This is a genomic window from Brevibacillus sp. FIR094, from assembly GCF_050477165.1.
Lineage (GTDB): Bacteria > Bacillota > Bacilli > Brevibacillales > Brevibacillaceae > Brevibacillus.
The window spans coordinates 25,498-51,502 of the sequence record NZ_JBEAES010000020.1 but is presented as its reverse complement, the minus strand read 5'-3'; the positions used below and the strand labels follow the sequence as shown (position 1 = coordinate 51,502).

Annotated in this window: 23 protein-coding genes; 8 read left to right on the top strand and 15 right to left on the bottom strand. The window is 49.2% G+C overall.

The features are described from left to right. The first annotated feature begins 22 nt into the window (after positions 1 to 22). Complete coding sequence (locus ACQ5DJ_RS18550; protein ID WP_429843771.1) at positions 23 to 895, top strand: MFS transporter; 873 nt, start codon at positions 23 to 25, stop codon at positions 893 to 895. Further along, a complete protein-coding gene (locus tag ACQ5DJ_RS18545) occupies positions 826 to 1,296 on the top strand; it encodes a hypothetical protein (RefSeq protein WP_429843770.1) in 471 nt (156 codons plus the stop codon). The genes ACQ5DJ_RS18550 and ACQ5DJ_RS18545 overlap by 70 nt, the downstream gene beginning before the upstream one ends. Before the next feature lie 55 nt (positions 1,297 to 1,351). Here the strand turns inward: ACQ5DJ_RS18545 and ACQ5DJ_RS18540 are convergent, their stop codons facing one another. After that, the gene (locus ACQ5DJ_RS18540) at positions 1,352 to 2,662 is read right to left on the bottom strand and encodes a DRTGG domain-containing protein (protein ID WP_429843769.1); all 1,311 of its coding nucleotides are present in this window, start codon (positions 2,660 to 2,662) and stop codon (positions 1,352 to 1,354) included. Between the two features lie 214 nt (positions 2,663 to 2,876). Further along, positions 2,877 to 4,034, bottom strand: coding sequence for a DUF445 domain-containing protein (locus ACQ5DJ_RS18535; RefSeq protein ID WP_429843768.1), 1,158 nt, complete (start codon positions 4,032 to 4,034; stop codon positions 2,877 to 2,879). A gap of 91 nt (positions 4,035 to 4,125) precedes the next feature. Here ACQ5DJ_RS18535 and ACQ5DJ_RS18530 point away from each other — a divergent pair, with 91 nt between their 5' ends. The 5 genes from ACQ5DJ_RS18530 (at position 4,126) to ACQ5DJ_RS18510 (ending at position 10,559) form a co-directional block, all read left to right on the top strand. After that, entirely contained in the window at positions 4,126 to 5,571 is a 1,446-nt protein-coding gene (locus ACQ5DJ_RS18530) for a YheC/YheD family protein (protein WP_429843767.1), read from the top strand. A gap of 5 nt (positions 5,572 to 5,576) precedes the next feature. Then, positions 5,577 to 6,665: a YheC/YheD family protein gene (locus ACQ5DJ_RS18525; protein WP_429843766.1), complete on the top strand. Its 1,089-nt coding sequence runs from the start codon at positions 5,577 to 5,579 to the stop codon at positions 6,663 to 6,665. A 3-nt stretch (positions 6,666 to 6,668) separates the two neighbouring features. Then, positions 6,669 to 8,045: a YheC/YheD family protein gene (locus ACQ5DJ_RS18520; RefSeq protein WP_429843765.1), complete on the top strand. Its 1,377-nt coding sequence runs from the start codon at positions 6,669 to 6,671 to the stop codon at positions 8,043 to 8,045. Between the two features lie 41 nt (positions 8,046 to 8,086). Further along, the gene (locus ACQ5DJ_RS18515) at positions 8,087 to 9,394 is read left to right on the top strand and encodes a YheC/YheD family protein (protein ID WP_429843764.1); all 1,308 of its coding nucleotides are present in this window, start codon (positions 8,087 to 8,089) and stop codon (positions 9,392 to 9,394) included. Positions 9,395 to 9,731: 337 nt separating this feature from the next. Beyond that, entirely contained in the window at positions 9,732 to 10,559 is an 828-nt protein-coding gene (locus ACQ5DJ_RS18510; protein ID WP_429843763.1) for a hypothetical protein, read from the top strand. Between the two features lie 57 nt (positions 10,560 to 10,616). Here the strand turns inward: ACQ5DJ_RS18510 and ACQ5DJ_RS18505 are convergent, their stop codons facing one another. The 12 genes from ACQ5DJ_RS18505 to ACQ5DJ_RS18450 all read right to left on the bottom strand — a co-directional run bounded on the left by ACQ5DJ_RS18505 (position 10,617) and on the right by ACQ5DJ_RS18450 (position 24,017). Next, positions 10,617 to 11,123, bottom strand: a complete 507-nt coding sequence (locus ACQ5DJ_RS18505; protein ID WP_429843762.1) for a hypothetical protein — start codon at positions 11,121 to 11,123, stop codon at positions 10,617 to 10,619. Positions 11,124 to 11,191: 68 nt separating this feature from the next. Next, positions 11,192 to 12,874 (bottom strand): hypothetical protein, encoded by a 1,683-nt coding sequence (locus ACQ5DJ_RS18500; RefSeq protein WP_429843761.1) that lies wholly within the window; start codon positions 12,872 to 12,874, stop codon positions 11,192 to 11,194. 3 nt (positions 12,875 to 12,877) lie between these two features. Beyond that, entirely contained in the window at positions 12,878 to 13,837 is a 960-nt protein-coding gene (locus tag ACQ5DJ_RS18495; protein ID WP_429843760.1) for a hypothetical protein, read from the bottom strand. After that, positions 13,792 to 14,814 carry a bifunctional UDP-N-acetylglucosamine diphosphorylase/glucosamine-1-phosphate N-acetyltransferase GlmU gene (gene glmU / locus ACQ5DJ_RS18490; RefSeq protein ID WP_429843759.1) on the bottom strand — a complete coding sequence of 341 codons (1,023 nt, stop codon included), beginning with the start codon at positions 14,812 to 14,814 and terminating at the stop codon, positions 13,792 to 13,794. The genes ACQ5DJ_RS18495 and glmU overlap by 46 nt, the downstream gene beginning before the upstream one ends. Next, positions 14,811 to 15,017, bottom strand: coding sequence for a hypothetical protein (locus tag ACQ5DJ_RS18485; protein WP_007728018.1), 207 nt, complete (start codon positions 15,015 to 15,017; stop codon positions 14,811 to 14,813). Before ACQ5DJ_RS18485 ends, glmU begins: the two co-directional genes overlap by 4 nt. A gap of 57 nt (positions 15,018 to 15,074) precedes the next feature. After that, entirely contained in the window at positions 15,075 to 16,907 is a 1,833-nt protein-coding gene (glmS, locus tag ACQ5DJ_RS18480) for a glutamine--fructose-6-phosphate transaminase (isomerizing) (protein ID WP_429843758.1), read from the bottom strand. 44 nt (positions 16,908 to 16,951) lie between these two features. Further along, positions 16,952 to 18,313 carry a nucleotide sugar dehydrogenase gene (locus ACQ5DJ_RS18475; RefSeq protein ID WP_429843757.1) on the bottom strand — a complete coding sequence of 454 codons (1,362 nt, stop codon included), beginning with the start codon at positions 18,311 to 18,313 and terminating at the stop codon, positions 16,952 to 16,954. A 31-nt stretch (positions 18,314 to 18,344) separates the two neighbouring features. Continuing rightward, the gene (locus tag ACQ5DJ_RS18470; protein ID WP_429843756.1) at positions 18,345 to 19,133 is read right to left on the bottom strand and encodes a response regulator transcription factor; all 789 of its coding nucleotides are present in this window, start codon (positions 19,131 to 19,133) and stop codon (positions 18,345 to 18,347) included. Further along, positions 19,130 to 20,572, bottom strand: coding sequence for a glycosyltransferase family 2 protein (locus tag ACQ5DJ_RS18465; protein ID WP_429843755.1), 1,443 nt, complete (start codon positions 20,570 to 20,572; stop codon positions 19,130 to 19,132). Before ACQ5DJ_RS18465 ends, ACQ5DJ_RS18470 begins: the two co-directional genes overlap by 4 nt. A 17-nt stretch (positions 20,573 to 20,589) precedes the next feature. Next, the gene (locus ACQ5DJ_RS18460; protein ID WP_429843754.1) at positions 20,590 to 21,252 is read right to left on the bottom strand and encodes a HEAT repeat domain-containing protein; all 663 of its coding nucleotides are present in this window, start codon (positions 21,250 to 21,252) and stop codon (positions 20,590 to 20,592) included. Next, the gene (locus ACQ5DJ_RS18455) at positions 21,246 to 21,773 is read right to left on the bottom strand and encodes a hypothetical protein (protein ID WP_429843753.1); all 528 of its coding nucleotides are present in this window, start codon (positions 21,771 to 21,773) and stop codon (positions 21,246 to 21,248) included. Before ACQ5DJ_RS18455 ends, ACQ5DJ_RS18460 begins: the two co-directional genes overlap by 7 nt. A 21-nt stretch (positions 21,774 to 21,794) precedes the next feature. After that, positions 21,795 to 24,017 (bottom strand): hypothetical protein, encoded by a 2,223-nt coding sequence (locus ACQ5DJ_RS18450; RefSeq protein WP_429843752.1) that lies wholly within the window; start codon positions 24,015 to 24,017, stop codon positions 21,795 to 21,797. A 399-nt stretch (positions 24,018 to 24,416) separates the two neighbouring features. Between ACQ5DJ_RS18450 and ACQ5DJ_RS18445 the strand changes: the two genes are divergently transcribed. After that, on the top strand, positions 24,417 to 25,331 hold the full coding sequence (locus ACQ5DJ_RS18445; RefSeq protein WP_429843751.1) for an NAD(P)/FAD-dependent oxidoreductase: 915 nt from the start codon (positions 24,417 to 24,419) through the stop codon (positions 25,329 to 25,331). Between the two features lie 99 nt (positions 25,332 to 25,430). Here ACQ5DJ_RS18445 and ACQ5DJ_RS18440 read toward each other — a convergent pair whose 3' ends face one another. After that, on the bottom strand, positions 25,431 to 25,985 hold the full coding sequence (locus ACQ5DJ_RS18440; protein ID WP_007725301.1) for a peroxiredoxin: 555 nt from the start codon (positions 25,983 to 25,985) through the stop codon (positions 25,431 to 25,433). Positions 25,986 to 26,005 lie beyond the last annotated feature (20 nt).

Below are 26,005 nucleotides of genomic sequence, written 5' to 3'. Positions count from 1 at the left end.
ATAGCGCCTGGAGGGATCAGCTATGAAGGTTCATTTGTTTGCCAACCCTAATTTCTCATTGTTTCTGTTTCGCCATTCTACTACCGAGTTTGGAACAATCTGCCTAAGTGTTTCCTTTTCCCTGTACATTCTGGCGCTCACAGGATCAGCAGGAAAATTTGCTTCCATACTGGCGCTAGGGGTGCTCCCGCAAATCCTGTTAGGTCCATTTGCAGGAGTATGGACTGACCGTCTGGACAAGCGCATGCTATTGGGCGCCATCGATCTCATTTATGGAATTTTTCTTCTGTCGCTGTTCTTTCTCTCGCTGTTTCAGCCCATCAAAGAAACAATTATATATGTGGCCGTTCTATTTTTTTCTGTATGTAATCTACTGACGGTTCCCGCGTATACCACGCTCTTGCAGCATGTTGTGAAGAAAACAGAATTGACTGACGCTATCGCTTTGGATACCACTGTAGTGGAGACGGTTCGTGTGCTTGCCCCACTTACTGGAACAGTTCTGTATAGTGTTAGCGGGATTGGAGCGGTCTTTTTACTAAACGCCGTGCTTTCCTTGATCTCAGCTGCATCTATGCATTTCATGAAGCTTCCTACGCTCCCAAGAACGGCTAGTTCTTCTTCGATTATAAAGGAACTACAGGAGGGTTTACAGATTTTCGCCAAGGATTATCGAATCAGTTCACTTGTACTCAACGGTCTTCTTACCCATATTTTTCTCTTTCCGTTTGTTATGCTTGGCTTCCCGTATATGATTAAGCAGATATTTGGCGGATCGGACATCGATTTCGGACTGGTAGAAAGCGCACAGACCGCTGGCTCCATATGTTCGATTCTTGGGGTGATCCTTTTGCAAAACGTTTTTCGATCTCCCATAATATTGGTATCGGTCTGATCGGAATCGTTGTAGCCGTCTTTCCCCTGCTTCTCTTAGGCAGTGATTCCTTTTTTCAGCTCCTGCAATCCAATCCACTTGCCGTATTACTATTTTATTCATTTGTGAGCTTTTTTCTATTTTCCATGTTCAATATCTATGGTGTATTTTTCCGTACCTTTTATCAGCAAACCATCGAACCGCATATGTTGGGAAGATTTATTTCCGTGATGGTCATGCTGTTTGCTTTAGGCAGGCTGATCGGTTTTCAATTATACGGAGCGCTGTTTGAGTCGATCGAATTGATTTATGCTGTATTTGTATTGGGAGTAGGAATGCTGGCTAAAATTTTCATGCATATTCCATTTCTTCGCATTGAAAAAAGAAGGCGCGAGCAAGGTTTTGAACAAAAGGAAAATTAGTAAACAGACGACGAGACACGAAAAAGAACAGTCCATAAAAGACTGTTCCTTTCTTTTAACGCTCAATAATTTGCGCAGTAATCATGGCCTGCCCCACGAGCTGTTCACCGTGGAACACGGATACTTCGACTTTTCCGAAGCGGCGGCTGATGTCCAATAGGCGCGGTTTCACTTCGATATGACTTTCCATCTGGACTGGCTTTAGGAAATAGACGGTGATATTTTCCGGTACCATGTCGCCTCGACGATGGTGGCGTAGCAGGTTACAAGCAGCCTCGACCATGACCGTCGTCATGATTCCGCTGGCAATCGTACCGAGATGGTTGGTCATTTGTGGGCTTACATCACCCAGATAAACCATCTCATCTGCTTGGCGCTCCTCACGGAAATGCGACATGATCAGATTCGGGAACGTTTCACTCATCTGAGGTTGCTTAGCTGTAAATTGCAGCGCTTTTAACACGTCGTTGCGGCTCAAGACCCCTACGAGCTTGCGATAGTTATCTACGACAGGCAATAGCTCGATTCCTTCCCACACCATGGTGTGCGCAGATGATGCTACGGATACCCGCGGCGAGGTCGTGATCGGGTTTTTCGTCATGACCTTGTCGATCGTCGCAGTTTCCTCATGACCGATAATGTCTTTGGAGGTAACAATCCCGATCAGGCGCATCTGCTCATCTACGACGGGGAATCTCGTGTCCTGATACAGCTCCGTATACTGGTGCCACTTGGCAACAGAATCTGATGTCAATAAGACAGGCGTTTCTGCAAGCGGCTTCAAAATATCCTCTACCATTACGATTTCCTTTTTGATAAGGCGATCGTAAATGGCTCGGTTAATCATCGATGCTACCGTAAAGGAGTCGTAGCTGGAGGAGATGATTGGCAGCGCTAAGCGGTCAGCTAGCTGCTTGATTTCCTCGCTTGTATCGAATCCCCCGGTAATTAATACAGCAGCCCCTTGCTGCAAAGCGATTTTGTGCGCCTGATAGCGGTTACCGACAATCAAGAGACTCCCGGCGTCAATATAGCGCATCATGGCTTCGAGCTGCATGGCCCCTATTACAAATTTATTCAAGGTCTTGTGTAAGCCTTCACGTCCAGCTTGCACATGACCATCGACGATGTTCACAACCTCCGCAAAGGTCAAACGTTCAATATTTTCTTTTTGCTTCTTCTCGATTCTCACCGTACCGACACGCTCAATCGTGCTGACGTATCCTTGTGTCTCCGCTTCCTTGATCGCGCGGTATGCAGTCCCTTCACTAACATCCAGGTCTTTCGCGATCTGCCGCACGGAAATCTTCGAACCGATCGGAAGGCGATCAATATGTTGCAAGATTTGTTCATGCTTCGTTGCCATATTGCTATTCCCCCTTCCTTTTCTCCCACCCGTTCCATGTACGTGCGCTCCTTCGACCAATATACCCGAAGGCGGGGCAAAAAAAAAGGGTAGCTTTTTCGAAAGCTACCGACCAGAAAGTATATCATTAAGGGGGTTTTCATCGTGCTTTTATCATACCCAAGGAATATTACAGGATTATTACAACACAGTTACAGTTTCTTTTCAGTTTTGTTTAACTGACCAAATTGGACAATAAACCTTGGACCAGCCCAATAATACCGCCAAGAATAAATCCGAGAACCGTAATCATGCGGAATTCCTTACCTGAGATCCCGACTACCATCTCTTCAATTCTTTCAATCGGGAAACCCTCTACTTGCCGTGTAACAATCTCTCGGATGGCCAGGCGCGAAAATATTCTCTCGATGTTTTGTTGCAACGTGTCCACCATCCACTTTGCCAAACGAGGAACGAGTTCCGTTGTCACCGTCGCAGAAAAAGGCGCTGTCAAACGAGACAGAGGCTCGTCCACGATGCGCAGGCTTTGCTCCTCCAGCTTGGCAAAAAGCTTCCGCGCCCAATCGTCCACTTGATCTCGCCCAATCCAGGCAACCACTTCGCCCACATTTTTGTCCAAGAGCTTGTCCGCTTCCTTATGCAAAAAGTAATGCACGCGCTCCGAAAGCTCTCTGCTTTGCAAAAGCTCATCGAGATACGGGAGAATTTTGCCCAAAATCTTGTCATCCCCAAGAAACATCCCGACTAAGCCACCAAACATGCCTCCGCCTCCACCGAGCAATCCGCGAACCATGTTTTGTAAGGTTTGCTGGCCTTCCGGGGAATGTAAATATTCGCGGAAACGGTTCAAAAGCAGTTCGCTCACACTGCCAAGTGCAGCATCCAGACGCTCACGTCCGTTGTCCGTAATCAACTCTCTCAGTTTTTTCTCTTCATATTGAGCCAGAACCTGTTCGACAAAAGTACCCCATTTCGCCTCGATAGGCGCGCGGACACCCTCACTCCACGTTCCATCTTCCTTAAATAACTGTGGCGTCACCGTCTGCAATACTTGACGTAGACTGCGCTCATCTGTCATCCAGTCTCGAGCGATGGTGTTCATCCATCCAGTCAGGGTGCTCTCCAAACCACTCTGATTCAGCGCACGCTTGACCCCCTCTGTTGTCAGCAAATGTTCTTCGACGAGTCTGCCCATTTGTATCGCGATATCGTCCCGTCTTCTCGGGATCAATCCCGGGGTAAAAGGCACTTTCCACCTGCCTATATACCACGGTTTTACTGGTTTAAACAGCATTCGGATGGCTAAATCATTCGTCACTCCACCAATGACAGAGCCTACTGCAATATTCACTAATAGTATCCAAGCGTTCATAAATCCTAACAACCTCTCTTCTCTACATGGCACCAAACGTTTTGGGTGCTCATACCATAGACTAACTTTGCCTGATGGGAAGGGGATACTCATGTCCTACATTCCAACAATCGTTGTCGAAAACGAGATAATATCGGAAGTAGACCTTTACCTGCCCCAGGCGCACTTGCGCAAATGGAATCTTTCAACACCGTCCACCATTGCGGTTCAATTTGGGAGCAAAACCGTTTCCGCACGCGTAGGCAGTTGGGAACGGGGAGCCAAAACCTCGGGTAAAACCTTCATTCGACCATCTTTAGCTCAATCACTACATCTGCCCAGGGGCGTTTCACTCTTAGTCCGTTATGATGCGAGTCAGAAGACAATCGTTTTCGGACCGTATGTAGGTGTTCTTGTTTCTAGCTACAATGCAGCGTTCTCGCAAGCACCGTTTGGACACCTAAACTCTTTCTTCCAGGAGATGTCCGATATCACCCGTAAACGCGGAGGTATCCTTTGCGCATTTCGGCTTCAGGATGTCAACTGGGATGCGGGAATCGTGCGCGGAATCGTTAGAAAAGGAGGCGTCTGGAGACAAACCTTACTTCCGCTTCCACAATGCATTTACAACCGACTCGTATCCCGCCAACGCGAACGAAGTGAACAGATGGCCAACTGGGTTCAGCGCTGCAAAGACGCTTCCATTCCCTTTTTTAACGAGCGTTTTTTGAATAAGTGGCATGTACACGCCGCTCTCGAGAATCAACCGACAGCCTCCGAACATCTTCCCAGTATGGTTCGTTATTTGAAACAGGAAGACATACGGCAAATGCTATCTACGTATCGCACCGTTTATGCAAAACCCGCTAACGGTAGCATGGGACGCGGGATCATTCGAGTTCGCAGTTCGCCCGAGGGATATCGGCTCGCGTTCCCCGGAGGATTGCGCAAATCATTTGCTAGCATTCAGGGCTTACATCAGTATTTGCAAAAAAGGACAAAAGGCACATCCTATTTGCTGCAACAAGGTTTACCGTTAATCGGCATCCAAGGACGTCCGACAGATTTTCGTGTATTGGTACAAAAAGACCGAAAAGGCGAATGGTCCATCACTTCCATGGTAGCTCGCCTGGGATTAAACCATATTGTTTCCAATATATCCAGAGGCGGGCAGATGATGACTCCCCTTCAGGCCCTGCGAGTTTGTGGACCACGGGCGGGCACGATTCGACCATCCCCTCAAACGTTACACGCAGTAGCACTTAAGCTCGCAATCCTTTTAGAAGAATCACTGCCTGGGCAGTACGCAGAATTCGGAATTGATCTGGGAGTCGATGTCCATGGACGGGTGTGGCTATTGGAGGTCAACAGCAAGCCATCCAAGTCAGCCAAAACAGTTCCATTGCCTGAGGGTGCCGAAGAGCTGCCTCGGCGCGCTCGCCCTTCTGTCGTTCGCATGCTGGATTATTCCGCCTTTCTAAGTGGTTTTCCCCGGACCATTCAACCACAAAAGACGATAAAAAGAAGACCGAAGTGTAACAAAAACAGGCGAAGGTGACCTACATGACAGCATCCGAGAAAAGTCTTGGTATCATGGCCCGGTGCCAAGGCTCCCACTTTGTAGACAAAGGGTACTACAAAAAGCTTACGCTCTATGGACGCAAGCACGGCATTCGCGTCTTCGTTTTTTCACCACGTCAAGTTAACTTTTCCATTCGTATGGTAAAAGGCTTCGAATATCGCAATGGGTCCTGGCACGCAAAAGACTTCCCAATCCCCGCCTTTATCTATGATCGTTGCTTTGTGGGCCCATCTTATCGCCACTATAAACCATTTGTGGAAAAGTTGCAAAACGATCGCAACATTACGTTTTTGGGGCATGGTCTGTCTGGAAAATGGCAGGTGCACCAGATGCTCGTGAAGTCCTCTCTCCTCGCCCCGCTGCTCCCGCCTACTGAAATATTCTCATATCCAGTGCTCCATGCAACCTTGCAAAAATACGGGGCAGCCATCATCAAGCCGATGGCGGGAACTCACGGTATTGGCGTCGTGAGAATCAAAGAAATGCACAGTGGCTATGAAGCTTCTGGACGAAACCGAGACAATAAGCCTTTCACCAAGCGAATTCGTGACACTGCCGGGTTAAAAAGTTTTGTGTCTGTCTTTACTGCCGGCCGCAAGTTCCTGGTACAGCCCTATTTGGAGTTGCATACCCCGGATGGTACCCCATTCGATGTCCGTGTTCTGGTTCAAAAAAACGGGCTGGGTAAATGGGGGACAACTGGCAAAGCTGTGCGTCTGGGAGACAAACGCAGTATCACCTCCAATTTGCACGGAGGAGGGAAAGCAACACCTCTGGCCTCTTTCCTGCCCCTTCACTTCACATCCGCAAAAGCGGCACGCATCGAGCAAACAATCAACCGAGTGGCAGAAGAACTTCCCCGTTTCTTGGAAGAGTCACACGGCAGACTCGTTGAGCTGGGAATCGATATTGGCATCGACACCGCAGGTAATGTTTGGATCATCGAGGTAAACAGCAGACCAGGGCGAACCGTTTTTCGCATGATTGACGACCCGACTGCACAACTGCATTCGATTACTCAGCCTGTTCGCTACGCCCACTATCTCATGAAAGAGCGTGTAGGAGGTTAAAGCATGGAAACGTTCAGAATGCGGCTTCGCTTCCTTTCCAACCCCCGTATCAGTGGGATTATCCTGCCAGCTACTCTCTTCCAACAGCTCCAGCTACGGCAACGCCAAAAAATTAAAGTCTTACTGGGTAAAAAGGAAGTAGTCGCAACTGTCTTACAAGATAAAAGCAATCCGGATGCGAACGTCATGAAAGTGACGACGCTCTTGCAAACGGAGCTGGGCATTCCTCACCCTGGCTTGATCCAACTCAAATTAGAAGGCTCTGCACTCCGAATCGGTCCTTCAATCGGGATCGTTACGACTGGCATTAGACGAGATCCCAAGCAGCCAATTGGCCCTCGCACCTCGTTTTTTCAAAATCTGTTACAGGCTCAAGAAGGGAAAGGCGTTTTCTACTATATATTTTCCCCCACCGATGTTGACTGGGAATCCAGTACGGTCAAAGCGTGGTTTTTGCGCAGAAGCAAGTCAGGCGCCTACTTTTGGAAAAAGCATGTTACCGCCATGCCTGATGTCGTCTATGATCGTATCCCCTCTCGTTCGGCAGAAAAACATGAAGCCGTTCAGGAATTCAAGTATCGACTCGCCAGTTACCCCAATTTACCGATGTTCAATCAGGGCTTTTTTAACAAATGGGGTGTTCACCAGCTGCTGTACCCGAATCCAGAAGTGAATGAGCATATCCCGGAGACATACACCTCTCCTTCTCTTACAACTGTTCGAAACTTGCTGCGTAAATACCCTATCGTTTATTTGAAGCCCAAAAACGGAAGTCTCGGGTACGGTATTGTCAAAGTTGTTCGCCAGGCAGGCGCTGGCTTTACTGCCTCCTACCATACAGGCAGCGGCAATGTAAAAAAACAATTTGCCAAGCTGTCCAGCCTTTATCAGCATGTCTTCCGCAGTCGTCGCGTCAGCGCGTATCTGGCACAACAGGGCATTTCACTAATGACATTCCATGGACGACCGTTTGATTTCCGTGTTCACTTGCATAAAAACCAGCAAAATGAGTGGGTCGTCTCCTGCACGGCAGCTAAGGTTGCCGGTTCTGGCAGCGTAACTACTCACGTACGCACAGGTGGAACTGTCATCCCCGGCGATGACCTGTTGCAGCACCTGTTTGGCAGACAAAAACCCCTCATGACTCAGCGCATTTCTGACGCGTCGATCCGACTCGCTACCGCAATTGAACTGGCCAAAGGGATTGATTTAGGCGAATTGGGGCTGGACATGGGGATTGATACGCAAGGCCATGTCTGGATGTTCGAAGCAAATTCCAAGCCTGGCCGTTCTATATTCAAGCACGCCCGTCTCAAGCAGGCTGATCACGAATCACGCAAGCTGCTCGTCGATTATAGCTGTTACTTGGCCAATTTCTAGTCGCACGCGATCTGTACCGTTTTTCTGGAAGGAGGAACACCATGCTTCAGCAGCGCTCCGGGTGGCTGACGATCCTCCCTAGCGGTAGATGGTTCGTACAGTTACCTCGGCTAGTCCTTAAACGCTCGCCAAAGCCACTGGTCGCCAGTCTCGGTCCCTTTTCTCATACGAAACGGATATACGCTGGTTTACCCCGCGTGCAAGCAAGCCGTATTCGTACACGCATTAACTGGAAAATGGCGGACGACTCCCTGAAGCTTGGCCCATTATTTGGCATATTGACCGTTGGTGAAGGGGCAACATTTTTAGGAAATCGCGAGAACTTCAAGGATATTACCCAATCGGGAAAGCAATGGGGAGCACTCGTATATGTGTTCACTCCACAAGGAATCAATTGGGAGAAGAAAAAGGTACGCGGCTATTTGTACAACAATCGTCTAAACTCGTGGCAAGAGGTGATTCTACCTTTCCCCCATGTGGTTTACAACCGAATTCCGACGAGGAAAGCAGAACGGCGACCTGAAGTCCGAAGAGCATTGAACCGCATTCATGAAATGCCAAATGTCACATTGTTTAATCGCGGCTTTTTTGACAAGCACCAGCTGTTTACGATGCTTGAGTCTCACCTGGAGGTGCAAGATTTTCTACCGGAGACGAAACAGCTGGACACCTTGGCTCGCTTTCGAAGCTTTTGCACGGAACATCGCTTTGTCTACTTGAAACCTGTGCTCGGTAAAGCTGGTCAGGGAATTATGCGCATTGATTTTAAAAACGATAAGTGGTTCCTGCAACGGTTAAAGGAGCAAAAGGCCATTACTCGCCGCTTTTCCAATTTGAATGACGTATGGAAGCATATTAGACTTCATGTCAAACAACAGAAGTACATCATGCAGCAGGGTATCCGTCGTGCCCGTTACAACGGCAAACCTTTTGATGTGCGTGTCCTCGTACAGAAAGATGGCGAGGGCGAGTGGTGCGTAACCGGAGTTGGCATCAGAAGGTCTGGCTCGCAAAGTATCACCACTCATGTGCCACGCGGCGGCTCGATCCACTCGTTATCAACCGTTATGCAAGCCTTGTTTACAAATAATCACGAGCAAATGGAAAGACACATTCACGATACGGCACTTGCCGTCGCACGGTCTTTAAATGCAGAATGGACGGATTTGGCTGAGATGTCGATGGACCTTGGCTTGACAGAAGAAGGAAAGCTCTGGCTCTTTGAAGCGAATGCAAAGCCGGAGAAATTCGATGAACCATCGATTCGACGATTATCGTTAGCGAATTTGATTCACTACGCACAGCATGTCTCCCGCTTGCAAAACAAGCGAGGGATTGCCGCAGGATAAGGGAGTCGAGCAGCACTAGCTGATTCACAGACGACCTTGGTGCGATTTGCCCGTCAGGAAGGGGAACGTCGCATCACCCAACGAACGACTGGCTGACGCGATTGACCCCCAGGCTGTTGGCTCATAATGGGTCAATCCTTCCTGATTGTAGATAAACGCTACCGCAATAGGTGAATCGGCATGCTAGCTGTACGTGCGGGTAGCACTGAACAATGAGGCAAGTCTCACGTTTTGATCTAAAGGAACATGCCGTTTAGACTCCGGCATGTTTTTTTCGTTTTCGGATGCATGACCTGATCGACCTTGGAAAAAATACTCCATGGAGGTGGTCTTAACCATGACCCATATACTTAACAATATGATGCATTCCCAGCAACAACCGCAATTTTTTGGAGCAATGAGCCCTGCAGGCGCGATGTTCCAACAAGGATACGCCGGAACAAACGTACAGGAAGTACAGCATTGGAACCACGGAGGGCATGCCCAATCCATCGGTACCCCTGCAACGGGCATGTCCTACGGTGGTGCACAATCGATTTTTGCCCCTGGCTTTGCGAATACCAATACCCAGGAAGTAAGACAGCTCAATCAGGCTGGTTATCCTCACCACCAACAACATCATCAGCCGCAATATGGCTATGGGCAAAATCAAGCTCTCCAGTCCATGCAAAACCAATTCGCAGGCTATGCACAAGGCCAACAAGCTGGCTACATACAAGCACAGCCTTCTTATCAGCAATCAGTTGGACAAGGCTCCGTTTTCTCTCCGGGCTTTGCCGGCACGAATGTTCAAGAGGTTCAAGCCCGCAATCAAGTTGGCTATAGCGGTTACGGAGGACAAGCTGGCTATACGAATCAAGCAGCGTATCCACCAGCGATGACTGGCAGTATGTTTGCGCCTGGCTTTGCCAATACCAATGTCCAGGAAGTTCGCCAGTTGAATAACACTGGCTACGGCATGCAAGCGCAACAAGGTCAGCAGCAGCAACCTCAGCTGCAGCCACAGGCATATGCCAATCAAGCGTACAGCAATCAGGCTGGCGCAGGAGCACAATCGATCTTCTCTCCCGGCTTTGCTGGCACGAACACACAAGAGGTTCACCAATTGAACACCCCAGGCCAGATGGCTCCCCACACAGGCTCCATTTTCCCTGGCACTTTCTAAATGAGAAAAGCGTGACCATCCATCGCGATGGTCACGCTTTTTGTTATAAGTGGTAGTTTAGCGGTCTGCCTTTTCCCAAATCGCCTGATACACGGCATGCAAATCTTGCAGACTCTCTTCATCCACTGTAAAAATGATGCTGCCAAACACGTAGGCATCATTCTGCACGCAGGACCATCCATCCCTGGTTGGTTGAAACTGCGCCTCCACACACGCCTCCGTCTGATCCAGTAGTTGCCGTACCGCTACATGCTTTTCCAACGACTGTCGATATCTTTCCACCACTTGCCCAAGGCGTTCATCCTGACGGGCCAGCCGATACAGGGCAAGCTCAATCTGGAGCCAGCAGGTCACATAAAAATGGAACTCCAAAAATAACGTGTGTACAGCTGCACGGATTTTGTCGTGGTCACCAGCTTCCAAGGCTGCACATGCTTCCTGCTTTTTCTCCTGAATCAGGTCAAAATGACTGACTGCTCCACGGTAAAACTTGCGCACCACGTTGTACAACATCTCTGGCGTACGCTGCGGAAGATTTCGATGTCGGTTTTGCACATCTCGCATGGCTTGTTCTCCTCGTTCCGACGCTCGTTTTCTTCTATTGTACAACAATGGTGCACGATGCAGGCAGCCTACTCTTTCCCGTTTTTCCAGTAGTCATAAGCATGAATGGCGAGCCCCCAATAAGAGGAGTACCGATCCAGCACTTTTGTCACCAGATCCAGCTGCCGATCCATTTCGCCCATGCCTTCCTCGTAAAAGGTGATCCCGTTCCCTTCGTGGCTCTCTTTTGTCTCCACGGCGACGACCAACTTTTTCTGGATGCTCTCTGCGTACTTCATCTGATTTTCAACCAAGCCGATGATGCGAGGAGCCTGGTCGCGAAATGCCATCAAGGTCGTATGATCAAGCTGTTTGATCATCCAATGCGAAAACGGCAATTCGGGCTGACCCGGAGTCGGTGTCTTGTCCAGCCATGCAGCGAGATCGACGCTCGCTTCCAAGGAAGTCCCTTTCTTGGTCTCCTCAACGAAAGCCTCGACGTTGCCCATCCACTGGCGCAAGACTTCCTCTTTATCCTCACGCCAGACAGGAAGGACATACGGCTCGATATCTAAGTGAATACCGTGAAACTGCTCTTCTGTCGAGACAGACTCGTTGTAGGCTTTCACCCAATTCACGAGCTTTATGATCTTACTCCGATTTTCAGACATCGCCCAAATCGGATGACCACCCATCGCATGAACCTCGATACCCGCTTCACGAGCCTCTCTCACGAAATCGCGGTAATAGGAAGCCGGCTGCTCCAAATCAAGACGAACATAGAGGAGATTCACCCCGTTTTGTTCCGCAAAGGAGAGAATTTCATCCTTTTCCGTGCCAATCAATTCTGCACGCCATATGTAGGTGCCTTTGTAGCGTTGCTTCGTTACCGGGGGCAGTGGAGTCGCCTCCTTCCAGTAGCGATAATCGTGGATCGCGACACCAGAGAAGGACGGATGCTGTGCCAAATGTGCAGGCAATTGCTCTAATTGCTGTTTCATGTAAGCCGGACCTTCCTCGGCAAACGAAGAGTGGTCTTCATCCAGCAGTGGCTTCATATTCACAGCGACCAAGACACGCTTCTCTAATTCATCCGCTTCTTTCATTTCCTGATCAATCAAATTCAGGATGCCGTTTTGACCGGAAAGTGTGTCACGATACGCCATGATACATACCGTATCAAACTGGCTGATCATCCATTTGGACAAGGATATCTCTTCTGGCCCAGGAACGGGAATATCGTCCAGCCAAAATGGAATGGCTGTACTGGCAACCAAATCCTCATCTTTTGACACCTCGGCAGTGAACGCCTGCACATTAGCCTGCCATTCCCGAATAATCCTCTTCTGATCGGTCTCCCAAAACGGCAGGAGATACGGCTCGATGTCTAACTGAATCCCGCGAATTCGCTCATTCTTTTCCGCTTCACGGTTGTAGCTTTTTACCCAGTGAACGATATTCATCATCCGCTTTTCGTTGCTTTTGAGTGCCCATGCCGGATGGCCAGCAACCGCATGAACCTCGATCCCCATCTCTGTCGCTTCGCGGATAAAATCGCGGTAGTATTCATAGGGCTTGTTCATTTCGATTCGTAAGTAGACGAGATTAATATCGTTACTTTTGCAGAAATCGAGAATCTCTTGCTTATCTCTCCCGATCATTTCGGATTGCCAGATCCACGTTGCTTTACTCTTCTTCTCCGCGGGGGAAAAGCCGAACAGAAAGCCGACTGTCAGGCAGAGAACACTCAAATAGATGCGCGCAGCTTTCATTCGTCAAAGTTGCCCCTCTCGTTGACTTGCGTGCTTCCAGCTCTCGTAATCATGGATCGCACTTCCTGCAAACGCCGGATTGTTTGACAGCTCTTCCTGTAAAATGGCCAACTGGTTGTTCATCTCTTCTGTGCCTTCTTCATAAAAGCTAACATGAGCGCCTTCCATCGTTTCCATGATGTTGACGCCCACGATAACCGACCCTTTTTTTCGTACATTGGCATCATCGACAATCTTTCCTACAATTTCGACGATCCCATTTTGCCCAAGGGCTTGATTGCGGTAGGCCATTAACGTAATGCTATCGAGTCGCTGCACCATCCAGTTGCTCACTTTTTCATCACTGCCAGGAACGTTTACGGAGTCGATCCAAAAAGGCAAGTCGGCACCGACAGCGAGATCCGTATCCTTCTTCGTCTCTGCTGCCAGATAGCTGACGTTTTTCAGCCATTGCTTCACGATTTTTTCCTGGTCTTCCTTCCATGCAGGCAACAAATACGGCTCGATATCGACATGAATCCCCGAGAATCGTTCATCTGACTTGGCACTGCGATTGAACGCCTTCACCCAGGAGATGAGATCGTCGATGCTCTGGCGATTCGCTGTTAACGCCCAATTGGGGTCACCGCCAAGCGCCTCTACCTTGATGCCTGCCTGGTTAGCCTTTTCAATGAAGGTACGATACTTCTCTGGCGCAACACCTGCTGGTTCAACGTGAAGATAGATCAGGTTGATGTCGTTTTTCTCGGCAAACTCGATCATTTCATCAGTTTGGGTCTCTATTTGCTTGGCATCCCATATCCAGGTTGCTTTTGTCAGGGCGGAGTGGGTGTTTGCCAACGACAGCATGATGATCGAAGCCACTGTCACAAGGAGCAGTGCTATCCAAAGCCAGCTATATCGACGAAGTACCTGCATCAGCGCTGGTCGATACCGTACTGTTGTGTCGTCGCTCCCACGCAAGCAAAAGCCCGCTCACCAAACGTACTGCCGTCAACCGCTGAAAACGGCTGAATTCTCGTGTAATCCTCAATGCTCTTGTTTTTGACCATCGCGTTCGGCCCGATCTGGCAGCCTTCGCCGATCTGTGTGTCGCCAAAAAGGCAGGTTCCTGGATAGAGCACCGTATCACGTCCGATCATTACGTCAGAATCGATGTACGTAGAGCTCGGGTCTATCATCGTAACTCCGTTTCGCATATGGAATTCGTTGATTCGCTTGCGCATTAGCTGTTCCAAATCAGCGAGCTGCACACGATCATTGACGCCATTGCCTTCTTCGGGATCATCCGTTGCAAACGCCGCGACCAAATGACCTTGCTCTTGCAATAGCCCCAGAACATCCGGCAAGTAAAACTCCCCTTGCGCGTTTTCGTTTGAGACCATCGGCAGCATCGAAAACAGCTTTTGATTGTCGAAGCAAAAGATTCCGGTGCTAATCTCGTTCACCTTTTTTTGTCCCAAGGTCGCATCTTTTTCCTCGATAATTTTTCGGACATCGCCGTTCTCGTCGCGAATGATCCTGCCATAGCCAGTAGGCTCGTCCACAATGGCGGTCAAAACCGTGGCTGCTGCCTGTTTGAGCTGGTGATACTCGAGCAAACTTCGCAGCGTCTCTTCTTGTACGAGCGGTGTATCACCATTCATGACAATCGTCACGCCATCCTGTGCCCCGAGAATTTCGTGGCTCATCCAAACAGCATGAGCGGTCCCAAGCTGTTCCGGTTGATACGCATACTGAACGCGGTTTTTCAACTGCTCTTTGACCACTTCGGCTCCGTGACCGACAACGACGACCAAGTGGCGAAGTGATAATGCTTCCAATGTCTCTACGACGTGTTCAATCATCGGCTTCCCGCAGATTGGATGCATGACCTTGTAGAGCGAAGATTTCATTCTGGTTCCTTTTCCTGCTGCCAATACTACTGCATGTATGTTCATCCTATCGCCTCCGTCTTGGTCAGCTCCCCTTTTGCAAGCTGACCTTGTTGGATTTGCTGATCGAAGTATGGTTTCAATTCATAGGTTAGTGTGTCAATCATCATGGTCAAATCAATGTCTTTCCTCTGCACGCCCAGCTGATAGGCCTGAAGCATAATCTCCAGTAATTTCTCCTGATTCAACGTCCGCTTCGAGGTGTTCATTCATCTTTCCCCCTTTTTCCTATTACCCTCTAGTCTTAATACGACTGACGTTTGTGTTTATTCAACTGTTACACTTTTGGCCAAATTTCGTGGACGATCTACGTCATTGCCGAGCGCAACAGAAGTGTAATAGGAAATGAGCTGGAGGGGGATAACGCCTAGAACAGGTGTAAGCAAGGCATCTGTCTGCGGAATCAGGCAAACATCATCAACCGAGCGATGCAGCTCTACATGTCCATCTAAAGTAATACCGAGAACTTTTGCTCCACGGGCTTTCACTTCTGTAATATTACTAATCATTTTCTCATGCAGCTCATCCTGGGTAGCCAAGGCAATGACTCTCGTTCCCTCTTCGATCAGCGCCAGCGTGCCGTGCTTTAGCTCCCCTGCCGCATACGCCTCCGAGTGAATATATGAGATTTCCTTCAGCTTGAGCGAGCCTTCCATAGATACTGCATGATCGAGTCCTCGTCCGATGAAAAACAGATGCTGCTCGTCCTTGATCGATTCAGCGAAATGACGTATCTCATCCGCATGTGCGAGAATATGCTCGACTTGATCCGGGAGTGCGGTCAGTTGGTGAAGCAGTGAGGCACGGGTGCCAGCGTCCAGTGTTCCCTTCGCTTGCGCCAAATAGATGCCGAGCAAGTAAAACGCAATCAACTGCGAGGTGTATGCCTTCGTCGAAGCCACCGCGATTTCTGGTCCTGCATTTGTCGTAATCACGTCATCGGCATCACGGGCAATCGAGCTCCCGACTACATTCGTAATAGCGAGTACTGCTGAGCCGTTTCGTTTGGCTTCACGCATGGCTGCCAATGTATCGGCTGTCTCCCCTGATTGGCTGACGGCAATCGTAAGTGTATTCGGTTGAAAGAGTGGGCGACGATAACGAAACTCCGACGCTACATCTACTTCTACCGGAATCTGTGCCAGTCGCTCGATCACATGCTTGCCGATCAAGCCCGCATGATAAGCAGTACCGCAGGCGACAATGTAGATTTTCTCCACACACTTGGCATTCGCTTCTGATAACTGAAGATTAGGGAAAATAACCTTTTGCTGGGTAGGATCGATTCGACCTGTCATTGTATTGCGCAGGGCACGCGGCTGCTCGTAAATTTCCTTTTGCATATAGTGAGCAAAGCCGTCTTTTTCCGCTTGCTCCTTGTCCCACTCAATTCGCACCAGCTCTCGCTCGATTGGCTCCGTCGTATCCAGACGCATGACGTGAACAGAATCCTTGGTCAAAATCGCTAGGTCTCCGTCTTCGAGAACGTACACATCGCGCGTATGCTCCAGGATCGCCGGGATATCAGAACCGATGAAATTCTCATTCTCCCCTACCCCGATAATCAACGGGCTCGCCATACGAACTGCAATCAGCTTGTCAGGTTCATGCTCCGTCATCACACCGAGGGCAAATGCTCCGCGAATTTTGCCAGCGACCTTCTGCACTGCCGCAACCAGATTGTTGTCGTATTCCTGCGCCAAAAGGTGCACGATGACCTCCGTGTCAGTCTCCGAAGTAAACGTCACGCCTTTTTCGATCAACTCCTGCTTGAGATCCAGATAGTTTTCGATAATGCCGTTATGCACGATCGAGAACTTGCCGGATTGATCAAAATGAGGATGAGAGTTTTCGTCTGACGGTCGTCCGTGTGTCGCCCAGCGCGTATGACCAATGCCGATGGAGCCTTGCAAGCCGGACTTTTGGGTTTGGCTTTCCAGTACATCAATTCTGCCTTTTGCCTTGCGAATGCTGATAGTTGCTCCGTCACAAATCGCAATGCCAGCTGAATCGTAGCCTCTGTATTCCAGCTTTCGCAGCCCATTGATTAGAATCGGCTGCGCTTCCCTGTTCCCGATATATCCCATAATTCCGCACATGTCTTCGGTTCCTCCCTTGTTGCGTAAAATGTTCGGTCTTTGTATTATGCGAGCAAGCTGACGACTTCCTTCTCTTGCCTGATAGCAACGGAGGTTCCAATGCGATATACATTCGGATTCGTGATGCCCTCAAACGCATTGCGTGTATCGATAATGGCCACTCCCAAGTCCGCCAGCTCCTGATAGGCAAAGCTTTGGTGATTCGTAATGAGAACCATGCAATCGTAAGTCTTGAACGCCTCGTAATCATTGGCGATGGAATGGACGATCTCACCTTTTTTATTCACAAAGCTCTGTGCATACGGGTCGTAATAATCGACAGTTGCTCCGCTATTGGTGAACAGCTCGTAAATCTCCAGCCCAGGTGATTCACGCAGGTCATCTACTTCTGGCTTGTAGGCCATGCCGAGAATCAAGATACGCGAGCTGTTGATTGCTTTGGCGTAAATGTTGAGCACCTGTGCTGTCTTGTTTCGCACATAGTCCGGCATGTTGTCGTTAATGGATTGGGCGATCTCAATAAATTGGCTGTGAAAACGAAAGCCCTTGGCCTTCCACGACAAATACATCGGATCGAGCGGTATGCAATGCCCACCGATTCCGGGTCCCGGGTAAAACGGCATGAACCCAAAAGGCTTGGTCGATGCGGCCTTGATTACTTCCCAAACATTGATGCCCATTCTGTCGCACATCATCGCCATCTCATTCATGAAGGCAATATTGACGCTACGGAAGGTGTTTTCCAAAAGCTTGGACATCTCCGCCACCTTTGGCGAAGAGACTGGCACCACGGTTTTGACCAGACTGCCATACAAGAGTGTGCCTAACTCCATGCAGCGTTCTGTCGTCCCGCCGATCACCTTTGGCGTATTGTACGTACTGTATTTGCGATTGCCCGGATCGACCCTCTCCGGTGAGTAGCAGAGGAAAAAGTCGATGCCGGCACGATAGCCCAGCTTTTCAAATTCGCGCTGGATCAGCTCTTCAGTCGTTCCCGGATAGGTTGTGCTCTCCAGCGTAATGAGCATTCCTCTTTTCATGAATCTCTTGATTTGCTCGACAACGTTTGTAATGTATGAGGTGTCCGGGTCCTGATTGGGACTGAGCGGAGTAGGAACGCAAATGCTGATCGCATCCAGCTCTTCGATTACGCTATAATCAGTCGTCGGAAAAAAGCGATTGGTCGCGAGGCATTCCTGCAAGGTTTCATTGGAAATATCCTGGACGTAAGACTCTCCTCTTTTCAGGCTCTCGATTTTTCCGCCATGCAGATCGACTCCAATTACGGTATAACCGCTCTTGATCGTCTCTACCGCCAGTGGCAGCCCTACATACCCAAGCCCAATCACACCCACTCTCGCTGTCTTCCGTTGAATCTTTTGTTGCAGTTCCTCGTATCTCGCCATCCTCGTTTCTCTCCCTTTCTCTTTCTAGAATTTATATCAGCCTTTTCACCCTAGCTTCTAGTTCTACCGGGGAAAATGGCTTGGTAATGTAGTCAGATGCTCCCATGGCAAACGATTTTTGCACATCTTCTTCCAGGCGTTTGTCTGTGAGCACCATAATCTTGCTCATGGAAGCACTGATATGCTTGATTTTTTCCATGAGCTGGTATCCATTGAGGATTGGGAGATTCAGGTCGGTAATCACAAGATCAGGGGCGACCTCCTGATATTTTTCCATGCCGTCCATCCCGTCATTGGCTACCGTAACGAGATACCCTTTGCGCTGAAAGTAGATGCTCAAAAACTCGTTGACAGTCTCATCATGGTTAACCAGCAAAATACTTGCCGGCTCCTCTTTTTGAGCAGGATTCTGCTCGTAAATCTTGATCTCTCCCTGCGTGCCTAACTCTCTCATCTCTTGGATCATGCGCATCAGCATTTGACCGGACGAGCGCGAGCTTTCGGGAAAACTCGCAATCAAGAGGCTTCCAGAAAGCAGTTTGTGCTCTTGCAAATAGTCTTTTACACGCAAAGCATAGAAATGGGTGTTCGAAAGCTTCTGTCCCTCAAGCAGTATCCCGAAGAGCTGCTTGTTTTTGTCATACGCGTAATGCAAAGCAATCTCGGAGCCGTCTCCTGAACGAGTACCCAGGTCTTGCTTGATCAGCTCCATTGACTCTTTGGTGAGGGTTTTGCAAGCCGCCAGAATAACCCCACACGCCAATTGTTTCTCTTCCATCTTGCTCAGTTGCTCATAAAAAACAGGTACGAGATTACTCATGATCTAGCCTCCAAACTTGAAATGTTTTCGCTGCCCTTCGTCTGCCAGCTCGTCCGCGTCATCGTTCCCCAAGAGTTGTTGTTGCGCAAATATTCAATATGACCGAGGAATCTCCAAATGACGCCGATTTGCCGATAGCCGAAGAACATCAGAATTGTAAAGAAAAGCATTTTGACGATGTCTCGAAAACGCGGATACCGTCGAAACGCGATTTCCTCCAGCAATAAGGAGCCAATGCCAAGCAGCATGCCATACAGCACATTGAGCAAGCCGTAGAGTAAGAGGACGTAGCCGTTGGTCATATCCAGCAAGGTGTAACCGATGAGGGCCAAGAGACCCGTGATGCGAAAGTACGGATTCAAGGTTTCAAACAAGATATTGAACGGTAGCGTGAGCATCCCGAACAGCTTGTACTTGGGGCGAAACGCCATGTATCTGCCGTACTCAATCATGTTTTTCAGATTGCCGCGTCCCCATCTACGCCGTTGACTGCCCAAAATTTTGAGTGTATCTGGCGCTTGTGTCCAGCAGACCGCATCGGGGCAAAATGCCACGCGGTACGGCAGCTTGTTTTCCAGCATGTACTTGTGCAGCTTGATGATGATGTTCATGTCTTCGCCCGGATACCCCTCGCGATAGCCGCCTACCTTGATGATGTAATCCTTGCGAAAAACACCGAATGCGCCTGAAACGATAATCAAACCGTTGATCGCGCTCCAGCCGATCCGTCCCCCGAGAAACGCCTTTAGGTATTCGACGGATTGCATCATCGGCAAAAACTTGTCTGGCAAACGAATGTCCTTCACGACACCGTCTTCGATCTTGCAGCCGTTGGCAATGCGGATATCTCCGCCGATAGCTACTGTTTCATCTGGGTTTTCCATATACACCTTCGCAATGCGAATCAGCGCGTCTTTTTCCAGCAAGGAATCTGCATCAATAGAAGCGATCAAAGGATAGTGGGAGAGATTGATCCCCGCATTGAGCGAGTCAGCTTTTCCTCCGTTCTCTTTGTCGATCAAATACAGATTCGGAAAAGCCGGATTGTGGTAGACTCCCCTGATCTTCGACGTATGAAGAAGCGGCTGCACCGGCATGTGCTCGGAGTAAACCAGTGAAAACTCGTTAATCATTACCTGCAAGGTATCATCCTTTGATCCATCGTTGACCACGAGCACCTCGTAGCGTGGATAGTTCAAAGATAAGAGCGACCTCACATTTTCAATAATCGTCAGCTCCTCATTGTAAGCCGGCACGAGAATCGAAATCGGCGGAACGTGCTCAGAGCCTGAAAGTGTCTGGAATCTCGAATAGATGGAGCTTTTTAAGATTCCCATGATGCTCTTGAACGAGAACAGCATGATAATGAAGTACAAAGAGTTGATCGCGATGACGTAATAGACCGCAAATACTCCGTAGTAAAGTAGAAAATCTCTCATGGCAGCCTCCTTTCGCTCTATCTTTCCAGTGCCTGAACCGTTGAGATCGTTTTCCGATACGACTTGCGGTACAGATGCAGCTTTTCGTTGTATTGCACGAGCTTCTCTGTCGCTGTCGCACCCTGTAATACCAGCTTCTCTTTTTCCAGCTCCTCCTGGATCACTTGGTGAGCCATCTCGCTCTTATGACCGTTTCTCTCTTCCTGCAAAATTTCACACAGAGCCGCAAAGCCTTCGACCTCTAGCTGTGCCAGGCTGCGTGCACTGTGATGTCGAACCCACCAGTTCGCATCGCCCACGGCCTTTTTCAGCAAGGGAATGTACGAATGCAATTTCAGTGAGCCAATGGCCTTCGCTGCCATTGCCCGAATTTCCCAATCTTTGTGATTCATAAAATCAGTGACTGTCTGCTCATTCATATAGCGGATATCCCGACACATGAGCTTGACTGCCTTGATTCGGACTTCCTTGTCAGGCGATTGGATGAGCTGGTATAGTCCAGGCTCAATGCCGGGCTGGACATGAACGGTGTAGCCAATCAGGCCGATTTGGACCAGTTCAGCATCGGATTCTTGTAAAAACTGTGCAAAAAGCGGTGCCGTATCCACCTGCGAATCACTGATGATATCCACGATGAGCTGGTGGACATTTTTCTTCGCTCCGACAACGTGGGTTACCATTTCCCGCAAATCTTCTGTGTTGCGTGCACATTTGGCGACGGAGCGCGCCATGATAAAAATACTGATGTCATTCGTGTTTTTTTCAGAAGGGTTAAGAGAGCAGGTACGGCGAGCTTGGAGCGCATGATCCCCAAATTGTAAGCGGCATCCACTCTCGTCCATTTCCACCAGCCATTTAGTCTTTGCATGTCCAGCTCTACGAGACCCATATCCTCGCAGAGCCAGATCAGCTTGTCCCGATGAATGCCTGTGACCCGCTCCATCAGCTCAAACAGCTTTTTCTGAATGACTTGCTTTTCTTTTTGCGTCACTTCGCCATAAGGCACTTGCAAGCGCTCCTCTTCTTCCCCGTGTGCTTGCAGGTAAACGAAGTAGTCGCGATATTTTTCCAGACAACGTATGGTCTGTTTCTCCACCGAAATGTTGCGCAGCTTCAGTGCGAACAAGACAAGCAAGCCTAATACTGTCAATCCACATAGCGCGTACAGAAAAACAATTGCCGTCGCCAATGGTGTTTGCACGTTTGCCACTCTCCTATCCAATCAAGGCTGAGTCCCGATCTTTACCGGAGCCTCAATCTCATGGAATGCTTTTTTTAGTATGGAATAGCTCTGTTTTTTGCGTTCGTGATAGCCGACCTGCTCCCAGCCTTGCCATGTATACATCGGGAGCTTCGTCATTGCATAAGCGTTTTGCCCGACGATTTGTTTGGTCGCTGTATCCACCAGGAGTGGCAGGATGCGTATGCCTTTTGTCTTCGTCGTCGTGAAGCTTTTGCCATCATCTTCATAGCTCATGACGGACAAGGAGCTCGGGTCTGTAAATCCAAGCAGCATCCACGGTACCCTCAGCTCTACCACTTTGCCCTTCGCTTGCCACGCGGTTCGTGAGTCGTACTGCGGGTCTTGGGAATCTGTCGTTCCCCGGATCAGCTTGCCGACCTCAACTTCCTCCAACGGATAGTACTTCTTGCTGTCTGGCGGCTCCATCTCCAGGCTAACGGCCAGCTTCCACGGCTTGAAAATCCCGGAATTGTCTTTTTTCTCCTCGTCCTTGACCGCAAGCATGCCGTAGCGTTTTCCGTATAAGCGCGCATGAAAGTCGTAATTGGCAGCGATTTGAATCTGGCTCTCGTCTGTTTTTCCCAACGCGATCAACGTCTCTAGCCCCTCATCCAGCGTCAGGCCGGGAAGCGGAGCAGCATGCTTATTCCCTCCAGGAAGCGTATCCACGCCCACATAGAGCTGTTGTTTTGCCGGATCAAACTCTTCCTTCAATTGAGCAAGGAAATAGACATACCCTTCATCATGTGTCATCCAGATTTCGTCGATGCCCGGGACTTGAACATCAAGGCGTTGCTTCTCTTCCGGTACGAGCTGATCCCAATCTGTGCGATTCCCATCGATGGTCAGCACGCCTTCTTTGTTCGGGAACATGCCGAGGATTCCAAACAGAGACTCGTTGGTCAAAACGTTGATCCACAGGGAGCGCCGATCTTCCGGCAGCTCAAAACGCATCGTGTTCCACGTTTTTTTGAACCACTCGTCCTGCCAGACGAATACAATTGCTCCTGCATACCCTTCCTGATGGATTTCTTGCAGAAGCTCGACATCGATCTCTCCCTGCTGCTTTTCTGAATGACCACCCTGATTGCGCCCTAAATTGCCCAGATGGGCGACTCCGACCGATGCCGGGACCCCGAATTCCGTCACCATGATCGGCATGTTTTTGTGATACTGCTTCAGTTGTCGCAAATACGCTTTGTACGTATCGATTTGCCCTGCATCGTTCTTCAACTGTTGCAGGGTAGTGTCGTGGCGGAAGAAATCCGGATAATACGGGTACACGTGATAGGAAGCGAAGTAGCCTGCCTCCCACTGTGTTGGCTCTATATGGGTAGGATCGACACTAACCAAATCTTCATGATGGATCGGCTCTCCCGGATGCGATAAGGGGTCAGTTGTCACCCAATTGGTGAAGGTCATCGGATGCTGCCAACCGTATTTGCTCTCCTCTATTGCGACACTATCCACCATTTCAGCAATCCATGTCTCAAAAGCGGTTGCATTCGTTGTCGCGTGGAAGTACTTCCCTTGATAGGGCGCAACTTTTTGATGCAGGCGGTTGGTGTTTTTCACCATCACGGGGTCCCACTCGGTCCCTGTGTGCCAGCCAATCAAGTATTTGCCCGCATTGGCACGGTATGTACCACTTGCCTTTCCCGGTTTTTCCGGCAGGGTGATGTCTCCGTAAACAGCGCCGACTGCATCCTTTATTTCCTGTCGAAACTCCTCGCGAATCTCTGGCAAATAGGCGTCTTTCTTTTCAATCAACAGCTCTTCTGGACTCCAAATGCCCTGCATCAAATAGAGAGGGGCTCCTTCTTTTTGCCGATTGTAATCGACCAGAGCTTCATAAAAGACAGGAGAATGGATGGTATACACACGAATGACGTTCGCTCCCATCTCGTCGATCATCGCGAACCAGCGCATGTAATCCTCTCTTGTTATGGGAAGCTCACCCGGATAATGACCCGGTAATGATGCCCCCAGATTGACACCTTTCGCAAAAAAGGGCTGCCATTTCTGATTCTGATAGACCTCGAACAGCTCGCCATTCGCGCGAAATTTTAATTGAACACCTGTAGTCGTCTCCATGCTTTCGACACGATCTGCTGCCCAAAACCACCAGAAGGCACTTATCCCCACCACGATCAGCATGGTCAGGCTCATCCAGCGCCATCTTCTCTTCTTTCTTGGCTCCATTTCTCGTCAACCTCCGATATGTTGCCACGTCACAGTCATTGAAACATAGGAAGCAAATCGTTCCCATAGACAAAATTCACTATTGTGTATTTTTCAGATTTGTCATGAAATTGTAATGTTGGGATGGATTCGCCTCCATCGTCCTACGTTTTTTGTAGGGAAGTCCTGCAACCCGCCCTGTCTTCTGGCCCACATTTTTTGGCTACTAGGTACATTTACTCGTTCCTTTTTTTTCCTTTTCACTAGTGAAAATGGTAGGTTGCTACTATTTGGAAGGCGGTGTATTTTGTCGACATAAGGGATTATTTACAAAAAGAATATAAAGTGCATCACGAATTGACTCTCAGAAAGGTTCGTTTATAATAGATATAAAAGATCTATAAAGGTGGCAAAATGAACATGAATCAACCTATCGATGTAGGGATTATTGGCGGCGGACCAGCAGGTATGAGTGCCGCTCTCGTACTTGGCAGGGCAAGAAAAAGGGTGGTCGTTATCGATGAAGGCCGTCCACGCAATCGCGTTACACGTGAGTCGCATGGTTTTCTTACGAGAGACGGCATCACTCCGAGCGATTTTCGCCACATTGCAAGGGAGCAAATCAGCGCCTACCCCTCTGTCCATTTCGTGGAGGATACAGCTGTAACGATCACAGGACACGATGGAAACTTTCTCATTACGACTGCTCAGGGGACGACTTATCAAAGCAAAAAGCTGCTGTTCGCAGTGGGAATGAAGGATCTCCCTTTGCCTGTTAACGGATTAGCAGAAGTGTATGGAAAAAGTGCTTTTGTCTGCCCTTATTGCGATGGATGGGAATTACGCGATCAGCCACTCGTCTTGATCGCCAACGGAGAAAAGGCCTTGCACTTGGCAAAAATGCTGTCTGGTTGGACTAATCAATACACCATTTGCACCAATGGACCAGATGAATTCACAGAAGAACAAAGGTTGGAGCTGTTGCAGCATCACGTTCCTGTCTTTGACTCCCCGATTGAGCGCATTGACTCTGTCGATGGGATGGTGCAGCGCGTTGAGCTAACAGATGGCAATAGCCTTTCGTGCACCGGGATCTTTTTTGCTCCAAAGCTCGTGGCTGGATCTGACTTGCCGGAAGCATTAGGCTGCCAGGTAACGGAAGCAGGTACGGTCATCGTAGACAACTTTGGGAAAACGAGCGTACCGGGTGTCTACAGTGCAGGCGATGCAGCAACTACACAGTACCAGGTGATAACTGCCGCAGCTCTAGGCTCTGCGGCTGGAATGAGTATCAACAACGAATTGCTTTTAGAGGCATGGAATCGTCAGAGTTAGCTCCATCTCCACGAGTTCCTTCCATAAAAAAGGGACAATCCCTCCGACTGATGGGACTGTCCCTCTTCTATATTATAGAAGCAATGGCTCTTTCTTTGATTACAGCGTCTTCTGTCCTGGCTTCCAGTTCGCCGGGCACAGACCGCCAGCTTGCAAAGCTTGCAAAATACGAGTCGTCTCTGCCACGCTGCGACCTACGTTCATGTCAGTTACCACTTGGTAGCGCAGAATGCCGTCTGGATCGATGATGAACAAACCACGGTGAGCGGCACCGGTCTCTTCGTCTAGGACACCATAAGCTCGTGCCGTCTCTTTTTTGAAGTCGCTCGCAAGCGGGAAGTTTACTTCACCGATTCCGTTCTCGTCGCGCGGTGTTTTGATCCATGCCCGGTGCGTATGTACGCTATCCGTGGATACGCCCAGCACTTCGCAATCCAAATCTTCGAACTCTTCCATGTTGTCACTAAACGAAGTTACCTCTGTCGGGCAAACGAATGTGAAGTCGAACGGCCAGAAGAACAAAATCAGCCATTTTCCTTTGTAATCAGCTAGGGACACACGTTCTTCCAGTGTCTCGAGGTTTTTGGTCGTAAGCATGTTAAAGTCAGGTGCTGGTTTTCCTACTTGAAGTTGAATCGTTTGCTGTGTTGTCATGATAAATCTCTCCTTTTTTA